This window comes from Geomicrobium sediminis (genome assembly GCF_016908595.1).
Classification (GTDB): Bacteria; Bacillota; Bacilli; order Bacillales; family Marinococcaceae; genus Geomicrobium_A; species Geomicrobium_A sediminis.
In genome coordinates this window covers 399,209-408,208 of the sequence record NZ_JAFBEC010000003.1, presented here as the reverse complement: position 1 = coordinate 408,208, position 9,000 = coordinate 399,209, and the positions used below count along the sequence as shown (strand labels likewise).

The following is a 9,000-nucleotide window of genomic DNA, read 5'->3' as shown; positions in this document are numbered from 1 at the left end:
AAAACTAAAACTGGCTGGTCAAAGTCCGATTCAATATCGAACATCAACCAGCCAATCAGCTGTTTAACAAACTCTAACTTTTTGGGGTCACTACCGAAAGGTCGTTTCTTGAATTACTCATTTATGCGATCAATATCTTCATGGATGTAGACCGTTTTCGCTTCGTGAGGATTGCGCTCTGCAAGTCTGTCTTTCGCTGTTGCAGGAAACCCTAAATAAATGAAGCCAACAACATTACCACGCTCTGTTAAGTTATAAAACTCTCGCACTTTATCATGGTACATCGGTTTACCTGAACGCCAAATCGCTCCTAACCCGAGGGCATGTGCCGCGAGTAGCATGTTCTGAGCAGCAGCATGAGCGGCTGCGTACTCTTCAATCTCAATCACTTTTTCTTTCTCGCTCGGTTCAACAGCAATCGTAATGACGATTGGTGCACGAAACGGCTTTTCGACCGTCTTGTCTAGCTTCTCAAGTTGTTCTTCGTCAGGTTCTCCATCAATCTTCTCACGTTGAATCTCACGAAGCACTCGTCCAAGTGCTCGCCGCCCTTCCCCTGTGTGAACGAAAAACTTCCACGGCTCTGTCTTATAATGAGACGGAGCCCAATTGCCTGCTTCAAGCACTTTTTCTAAGGTTTCTTTATCAACCATCTCATGTGGATCTACTTTGCCTATGCTTCTACGTGTTTGAATTGCCTCAAAAACGTCCATTCAGCTAGTCTCCCCTTATTGAGCCTTCTTGTCTGCATACGTTTCTTTAATGTTCGGCCAGCGATTACGCGGGTGCTCACGACATTCTGTCGTACATGCCGCTTCATGCTTTTCTTCGCATTCTGTGCAACATACATACTGGCGGTTGCACTCAGGATTGCTACAGTTAATGTAACGATCCTCAGTCGTGCCACAATGATGGCAAGACGCAATCACAACATCTTCGTCCGTATGATTTGCTCGAATCGAAATCCGCTCATCAAACACGTACAGCTTACCGTCCCATAAACGACCTTGCACTTCTTCATCTTGACTGTAGTTCACAACACCGCCGTGAAGTTGTGCGACGTCTTTGAAACCTTTGTTCATTAGAATACCTGTCAACTTCTCACAGCGAACGCCGCCTGTACAGTACGTGATCACTCGTTTATCTTTATATTCTTCTAAGTTCTCATCAATCCACTCAGGAAATTCTCTTGAAGACTGAACACCTGGCTTAATTGCATTACGAAAATGACCAATTTCATACTCGTAATCGTTACGCCCATCAATCACAATTGTATCTTCATCTAAAAGCGCATCGTGAAATTCTTTCGGACTTAAATACTGCCCAGTGAGATTATTTGGATTGTCATCAATCTCATCATCCAAACGCCACGTAACAAGCTCTTGTTTCGGACGAACAAACATTTTCTTAAATGTGTGCTCATCTGATTCGTCTATTTTAAACCAAAGGTCTTCAAACCTCGGGTCTTGCTTCACGTAATTCATATAACGTTCTGTTTGTTCAACTGTACCTGAGACCGTACCGTTAATGCCTTCTGGTGCAACAATAATACGTCCCTTTAATTCATTTTCTTTACAAAAACGCAAATGTTCTGCGGCATACTCTTCGTAATCAGGCATGTCCACATACTTGTAATATAGTAATACACGATAATCCTTACTCATCGTTTTCCCTCCGAATGTACATCTTGCAGTGATGTCATTGTACTCCATAGGAGCCAAACACTATAATTATAACAGATTATGAACAGTCTTTCAGAGGAAAAAATAAGAAAACCACTCCGCACGTAACGTGCGAAGTGGTTATTCGGCTCGAACTTATCGTTGCTCTTTTCCTTCGACCGGGAGAACCGTTTTGGCGATTTGTTCATCTAAGTTCTCATAATCATAATATTGAATCGCATCATAAAGATCTGCTCTCGTTTGCATTTCCTCTAAATGATCTTTTTGTGTTCCCTTTTCACGGATTTCACGGAAAACACGCTCATAGGCTTTCGCTGCCACTCGCATAGAAGTAACTGGATAGATCACCATTGAGAAACCGAGTTCTTCAAATTTCACTGCACTATAATAAGGTGTTTTTCCGAACTCCGTCATGTTCGCAAGCAATGGCACGTTGATTTTACTTCCGTAATACTGAAAATCTTCTTCATTAATTAATGCTTCTGGGAAGATGGCATCGGCGCCTGCTTCAACATAGGCTTCAATTCGTTTCAACGCTGCTTCTTGCCCTTCCACCGCTTTTGCATCCGTTCTTGCCACAACAACAAGTGATGGCGCAATTTCTTTCAACGTTTTAATCTTCGCTATCATATCTTCCGTTGAAACGAGTTGCTTCCCGTTTAAATGACCACACTTCTTCGGTAACGCCTGATCTTCAATTTGAACAGCCGCAACACCGGCTTCAAGCATTTCCTTTGCTGCTCTTGCTACATTAATGACCCCACCGTAACCCGTGTCAATGTCTACGAGCACTGGTAAATCCGTTGCGCGAATAAGCTCTCTCGCACGGTCTGCAATTTCATTTGAATAAATGAAACCGACGTCTGGTAACCCTTGGCTTGCCGTATAGGCTGCACCGGATAAATAAAGTGCTTCAAACCCTGACTTCTTCGCCATTAGCGCACTCATTCCATCATGTGCGCCTGGAATCTGCAAAATCGAATCTTCTTTCACGAGTTTCAAGAAACGTTCTGCGAGTTGCTGTTGACTGCTCTGTTCGTTTACTACCCAGCTCATGTTCTCCTCCTATATTGTGAACTTTTCCATAAATTCGTGAACCGGAATGTCGTTAAAGTTCGGATCATTAAATAACGCTACGAGTTCTTCCGCTTGTGTACTTGGGAAACGTGTATACAACGTATCTTTGTACTTCTCTTCAAGTAACGGAATACTCTCTTCGCGACGACGACGGTGACCGATTGGATACTCAACCGCTACTTCTTCTGTCTTACTGCCATCTTTAAAAATGACTTGTACAGCGTTTGCAATTGAACGTTTATCTGGGTCAAGGTAATCTTTTGTATATTGTTCGTTTTCAACGGTGTACATCTTTTCACGCAACGCATCAATCTCCGGATTCTTCGCAATGTCATCTTCATAATGATCTGCCGTTAATTCTCCGTAGATGAGTCCAATTGCCGTAATGTACTGAAGTGAATGATCACGATCTGCTGGGTTATGAAGAGGACCTGTTTTATCAATAATTCGAATCGCTGATTCATGAGTCGTAATTTTCACTTCTTGAATTTCATCTAGACGATCTTTGATTTCAGGGTGTAACGTGACAGCTGCTTCAGCAGATGTTTGTGCATGGAACTCTGCAGGGAACGTTACTTTAAATAGTACGTTCTCCATCACATAACTTCCGAACTCACGACCGAGCGTAAGATTCTTTCCACCAAATAGCACGTCTTGGAATCCCCACTTCGGTGCAGTTAATGCACTTGCATAGCCCATCTCGCCTTTCATCGTCATGAGACCTAAACGTACAGCACGACTCGTTGCGTCCCCTGCTGCCCAAGACTTTCTTGAGCCTGCATTTGGTGCGTGACGATACGTACGTAAGCTTGAGTTGTCAATCCACGCTTGTGAAACGGCGTCCGCGACTTGCGCTTCTGTTCCGCCGAGCATTGCTGTAACAACAGCTGTCGACGCAATTTTCACGAACAAGACGTGATCAAGACCTTCACGGTTCATACTGTTCTCAAGTGCAAGCACACCTTGGATTTCATGTGCTTTTACAGCAGCTTTTAATACATCTTCCATCGTCAATGGATCTTGACCTTTTGCAACGCGTGTACGGCTAATGTAATCGGCAACGGACAAAATACCACCAAGGTTATCCGATGGGTGTCCCCACTCCGCTGCAAGCCACGTATCGTTGTAATCAAGCCAACGAATGAGCGTACCAATGTTGAATGCTCCTTGAACCGGATCTAATTCAAACTGCGTCCCCGGTACACGCACACCGTTTGGAACGACCGTACCAGGTACGATTGGACCTAAGTGCTTCGTACACTCTGGATAACGAAGAGCTAAAAACGCACAGCCGAGTGAATCCATAACGACTAACTTCGATGTCTTTAGTGCTTCCTCACTTGAAATTTCTGCATTGACTGCATAATCTGCAATTTGTAACAACAATTCATCTACGAGTGGTTTTTCATTTGCTTTAATATCTGTACTCATATTCGTTCCTCCTAAGGATGTAAGTTTCTTGGACCCGTGTATTTTACTCTCGGACGATAAAGGCGGTTGTTGTCGTGTTGCTCAATGACGTGTGCACCTAAACCAACCGCTCTTGCTGCAAAAAATACAGGCGTATAGAGTGGAATTGGAATGTTCAATAAATAGTAAACCGGTGCTGCATAGTAGTCGAGATTCGGGTATAGACCCTTCTCTTCTCGTAAAATATCCTCACCGCGCTGGCACATCTCGACGAGATCTTCTCTACCACGATCTTTTGCTAGTCGCTTTAGCGCTTTTTTCATTAACGTTGCACGAGGATCCATCTTCTTCATATAGACGCGATGTCCGAATCCCATAATCCGTTCTTTGTTTTTTAGCTTTTCAAAGAGTAACGTTTCCAAGCCATCAACGGTTTTACCTTCTAAAAGCAAATACATAACTGCTTCATTCGCACCGCCGTGCAAGCTTCCTTTAAGTGAAGCGACTGCACCCGTATACGCACCATAAATGTCGGCTTGTGTAGACGCAATGACACGTGCGGTAAATGTCGAGTTCGGCATTTCATGCTCGCTATACACCATTAATGATTGATCAAAGATTTCTGCTTCAAGTGCGGTTGGAACCTTACCTGTAATCATGTACAAGAAGTTGCTACTAAACGGCAAATCTTCTCGTGGCTCAACAGGCGTTGCCCCCGTCAGCTTATGATAACTATTCGCAACAATATTTGGTATTTTAGCTAAAAGGCGAAGAGACTTCTCTCGATTTGCGCTCGTCGAGCGGTCTTCTAAGAGTGGATCAAAACTTCCAAGTGCCGAGATTCCTGTTCGCAAAGCGTCCATTGCGTTCATGTCTTTTGGCAAGTTGTTGTAAATGGATAGAAATTCATCTGGTAATGCGTACTCTTTCTTTAAAGCGCTTTCAAACTTTGCCTCTTCTTCTTTATTCGGTAACGTTCCTTCAAAGAGTAAATGGGCGAGTTCGATGTACGTAATCTTTTCAGAAAGCTCAATTAAATCATACCCTTTAATGACAATTTCTTCTTGTTCTACGTCTAAATAAGACACGTCAGTTTCTGTCGCAATGACTCCATCTAAACCAGGGATTACTGTTTGATCTTTCATACTTACACCTCTTTTACGTTGAATATGAAGATGAGTGTTCAATCGTTTCTTCAATCGTCTTCAAGCTTCTTCGAATATGTGCACGCATGAGCTCTTCCACTTCTCCACTACTTTTCTCTTTTAGGTAGCGTAAAATTTTTACGTGTTCGTTTAGTGGGGTTTCTAAAGCATAATCAGGATTACTGTACCCACTAATTCTTCGGTACCGTTCTACTTTGTTCTCCAATTGTTGTAAGAAACGCTTGGCTGTTTGATTGGTACTCTTTGATTGGATAATTTCATGAAAGTCGCCACTATGTTTCATGAAATCTTGTGAACGGTTTAGCTCAGCTGCACGCTTCATTAAAGCAATCGTGTCTTCAAGTGCATAAACATCATCTTGAGTAAGTTCTGTCGCCGCTTCTTTTGCAATGAGACTTTCCATTAATTCTCGTACGACAAAAACCTCTCTTGCTTCTTCTAATGTTACAGGCGCAACATACATTCTTCCGTTTGATTGTTTGTTCACAAGGCCTTCAAGTTCTAATCGGTACAACGCTTGTCTAAGCGGTGTACGACTAATCTCTAAATCCTTTGACAACTGATCTTCTAGAAGATGTTCTGCCGGCTCATACTGTAACTCAATGATGCGTTCTTTTAACGTCTCATACGCGACGTCAGCTGCTGATAAACGCTTCGATAAATTGTTCACAACCATTCTCCTTTTAGTGCAAAATCACCTCAGTTCAGTTGGTGACGTATTATAATATAATTGTATACAAATTTAATTTTCTGTCAATACGCCTTTTCTTCAGTAAAGTACTACAAAAAGTGACACTTTTCAGCTAAAATAAAAGAACATTCGTGTTATAAGTGCCATTATTCGCGAAATTATAATTAGGTTTTACAGGAGAAGGGATTGTTTGGAAATGGAAAATAACAAAGATTTGCGCATCCGTTCTCACGTGATTAGTGAGAGCCCTAACCGCGCACCAAACCGTGCGATGCTTCGAGCTGTAGGGTTTGAAGACGAAGATTTCAAAAAACCAATGATCGGTGTCGCAAGCGCTTGGGCTGAAGTAACGCCTTGTAACATGCATTTGGACAAGCTTGCGATTGCCGCTAAAGAAGGCGCTTCTAAAGAAGGCGCGCCGTTAATTTTCAACACGATTACAGTCTCTGATGGAATCGGTATGGGACATGAAGGCATGTTCTTCTCCCTCCCTAGTCGTGAAATTATCGCTGACTCGATTGAAACCGTGATGAATGCTGAACGTTTAGATGCGCTCGTCGCAGTGGGTAGTTGTGATAAAAACACGCCTGCTTGTTTAATTGCAATGGGTCGCTTGAATGTTCCTTCTGTGTACGTGTACGGTGGAACGATTCAACCTGGAAAGTTAAACGGCAAAGACCTTGATATCGTCTCAGCATTTGAAGCGGTCGGTCAACACCAAGTCGGTCAAATTACAGATAAAGAATTGCATGAAGTTGAATGTCATGCATGTCCGGGCGCTGGTGCTTGTGGAGGAATGTACACAGCAAACACGATGGCATCAGCCGTTGAAGCGATGGGCATGTCACTTCCTGGTTCATCTTCAACTCCTGCCATTGCTGGAGCGAAAGAAGAAGAATGTACACGCGCAGGTGAAGCCGTCATAGAACTTCTCAAGAAGGATATCTATCCAAGTGACATTATGACGAAAGAAGCGTTCGAAAACGCGATCACAGTTGTCATGGCACTCGGTGGTTCAACAAACGCGTTCTTACACTTAACAGCGATGGCGCATGCGGTTGGTGTTGATTTATCCATTGATGACTTTGAAGTTGTTCGACGCCGTGTTCCTCACCTTGCAGACTTGAAGCCAAGCGGACGTTACGTTATGCAAGACTTGAACAACGTTGGTGGTGTACCTGCAGTGATGAAGATGCTTCTTAAAGAAGGACTTCTCCACGGTGACTGCCTAACCGTCACAGGTAAAACACTTGCTGAAAACCTTGAAGAAGCAGAAGATTTACACGAAGGTCAAGACGTCATCTTACCGATGGGTAATCCGAAGAAAAAAGACGGACCGCTCGTCGTTCTTCGTGGTAACCTCGCTCCAGAAGGTGCCGTTGCCAAAATGTCTGGTCTACAAGTAACGAAATTCCAAGGACCAGCGAAAGTGTTTGATAGTGAAGACGCTGCAACGAAAGCCATTATGAACAATGAAATTGAAGAAGGAGACGTTCTTGTCATCCGTTATGTCGGTCCTAAAGGTGGACCAGGAATGCCTGAAATGCTCTCAGTTACGGCCATGCTCGTCGGTAAAGGACTTGGCGGTAAAGTTGCCCTTCTCACAGACGGACGTTTCTCTGGAGGTTCCCACGGTTTTGTTATTGGACATACTGCTCCTGAAGCACAAGTCGGTGGACCGATTGGCCTCTTGCAACACGGAGACATCATTACGATTGATAGTGATGAGCAACTTCTTCAAATGGAAGTCGAAGAGTCAGAACTTAAGGCTCGACTTAACAACTGGACAGCACCTGAACTTCGCTACAAAAAAGGTGTCCTAGCAAAATACTCTGCCCTTGTATCATCTGCTGCCAAAGGTGCGATTACTGACGATTTCAACAACTAAACAAACCACATTACAAAAGTTGCCTTTTAAAGGCAGCTTTTTTTGTTTTTCATAGTTTGTACGGCTCGTCATATACATAAGCATCGATGTATGAAGGAGGAATCAAGATGAAAAAAACAATCATCTTAGGAAGTGTTTTGACTAGTTTTGCACTAGTGGCGGGTGCCTGTAGTGATTCTAGCGATGGGGAAGAAAGCAGCGAGGATTTATTTGTAACCATTGCAGCAGGAGGAACATCAGGTGTTTATTATCCCATTGCAGGGGCGATGGCGAATGTGTATGGTGATGCTGGTCATGACGTTTCCGTCCAAGCCACAGGAGCTTCCGTTGAAAATGTGAACCTCTTGCAGAGTGACCAGGCTGAACTTGCGATTGTTATGGCCGATACTGTAGAACAAGCGTACGAGGGATTTGGTGCATTTGAAGGGGAAGATCCACAAGACAACTTAGTTGCCATTGCTGGGTTATATCCAAACGTCGTTCAAGTCATTACAACGACTGATTCTGGAATTGAATCGTTTGAGGACTTAGAAGGCAAACGTGTCGCTGTCGGGGATGCAAATTCGGGTGTAGAGCTGAATGCCAGAATGATTTTTGAAGCACATGATATGACCTACGATGATATCTCTGCTGATTATTTACCTTACGGAGAAGCTATTGATCAGATGAGAAATGGCATGCTAGATGCGGCATTTGTTACGAGCGGTGTGCCTAACTCCGCGGCGATGGATCTTGCAAGTACCCATGATGTAACAGTCGTGCCAATCGATGATGACGCGATGAATTATTTAAACGATACGTACCCGTTCTTTATTGAAGACGAGGTTCCAGCTGGGACATACGACAATGAAGAAGACATTTCAACTCCATCCATTACGAATTTACTCGTCCCTAATCCTTCACTATCAGATGACGAAGTTTATGAATTAACGAGCCTTTTCTACGAGAATTTAGAAACCATCCAAAGTTCACATGAAGCAGCTACAGACATTGAGATTGAGCATTTTCAAGAAGGTGTGAACATCCCCCTTCATCCTGGAGCTGAGCGTTACTTTCAAGAGCAAGGACTTCTAGATGAGTAACTCA

General features: G+C 43.4%; 8 protein-coding genes. 2 read left to right on the top strand and 6 right to left on the bottom strand.

All coding sequences use genetic code 11. The features are described from left to right. Window positions 1-113: 113 nt before the first annotated feature. The 6 genes from JOD17_RS07560 to JOD17_RS07535 form a co-directional block, all read right to left on the bottom strand. Window positions 114-713: a nitroreductase family protein gene (locus JOD17_RS07560; protein WP_042420689.1), complete on the bottom strand. Its 600-nt coding sequence runs from the start codon at window positions 711-713 to the stop codon at window positions 114-116. 15 nt (window positions 714-728) lie between these two features. Next, complete coding sequence (gene trhO, locus JOD17_RS07555; RefSeq protein ID WP_204696701.1) at window positions 729-1,664, bottom strand: oxygen-dependent tRNA uridine(34) hydroxylase TrhO; 936 nt, start codon at window positions 1,662-1,664, stop codon at window positions 729-731. Window positions 1,665-1,817: 153 nt separating this feature from the next. Next, the gene (prpB, locus tag JOD17_RS07550) at window positions 1,818-2,738 is read right to left on the bottom strand and encodes a methylisocitrate lyase (protein ID WP_204696699.1); all 921 of its coding nucleotides are present in this window, start codon (window positions 2,736-2,738) and stop codon (window positions 1,818-1,820) included. Between the two features lie 9 nt (window positions 2,739-2,747). After that, window positions 2,748-4,190 carry a bifunctional 2-methylcitrate dehydratase/aconitate hydratase gene (locus tag JOD17_RS07545; protein ID WP_204696697.1) on the bottom strand — a complete coding sequence of 481 codons (1,443 nt, stop codon included), beginning with the start codon at window positions 4,188-4,190 and terminating at the stop codon, window positions 2,748-2,750. 11 nt (window positions 4,191-4,201) lie between these two features. After that, on the bottom strand, window positions 4,202-5,314 hold the full coding sequence (mmgD, locus tag JOD17_RS07540; RefSeq protein ID WP_204696688.1) for a citrate synthase: 1,113 nt from the start codon (window positions 5,312-5,314) through the stop codon (window positions 4,202-4,204). 13 nt (window positions 5,315-5,327) lie between these two features. After that, the gene (locus JOD17_RS07535; protein ID WP_420827931.1) at window positions 5,328-6,005 is read right to left on the bottom strand and encodes a GntR family transcriptional regulator; all 678 of its coding nucleotides are present in this window, start codon (window positions 6,003-6,005) and stop codon (window positions 5,328-5,330) included. Between the two features lie 217 nt (window positions 6,006-6,222). On the opposite strand from JOD17_RS07535, the gene ilvD reads away from it, so the two are divergent. Next, on the top strand, window positions 6,223-7,914 hold the full coding sequence (ilvD, locus tag JOD17_RS07530) for a dihydroxy-acid dehydratase (RefSeq protein ID WP_204696754.1): 1,692 nt from the start codon (window positions 6,223-6,225) through the stop codon (window positions 7,912-7,914). Between the two features lie 107 nt (window positions 7,915-8,021). Next, window positions 8,022-8,996, top strand: a complete 975-nt coding sequence (locus JOD17_RS07525) for a TAXI family TRAP transporter solute-binding subunit (protein ID WP_204696684.1) — start codon at window positions 8,022-8,024, stop codon at window positions 8,994-8,996. Window positions 8,997-9,000: the final 4 nt, after the last annotated feature.

What these genes read in the sequence shown, in the direction of transcription:
- JOD17_RS07560 (WP_042420689.1), bottom strand. Translation starts at nt 713, where the DNA reads ATGGACGTTTTTGAGGCAATTCAAACACGTAGAAGCATAGGCAAAGTA.
- trhO (WP_204696701.1), bottom strand. Translation starts at nt 1,664, where the DNA reads ATGAGTAAGGATTATCGTGTATTACTATATTACAAGTATGTGGACATG.
- prpB (WP_204696699.1), bottom strand. Translation starts at nt 2,738, where the DNA reads ATGAGCTGGGTAGTAAACGAACAGAGCAGTCAACAGCAACTCGCAGAA.
- JOD17_RS07545 (WP_204696697.1), bottom strand. Translation starts at nt 4,190, where the DNA reads ATGAGTACAGATATTAAAGCAAATGAAAAACCACTCGTAGATGAATTG.
- mmgD (WP_204696688.1), bottom strand. Translation starts at nt 5,314, where the DNA reads ATGAAAGATCAAACAGTAATCCCTGGTTTAGATGGAGTCATTGCGACA.
- ilvD (WP_204696754.1), top strand. Translation starts at nt 6,223, where the DNA reads ATGGAAAATAACAAAGATTTGCGCATCCGTTCTCACGTGATTAGTGAG.
- JOD17_RS07525 (WP_204696684.1), top strand. Translation starts at nt 8,022, where the DNA reads ATGAAAAAAACAATCATCTTAGGAAGTGTTTTGACTAGTTTTGCACTA.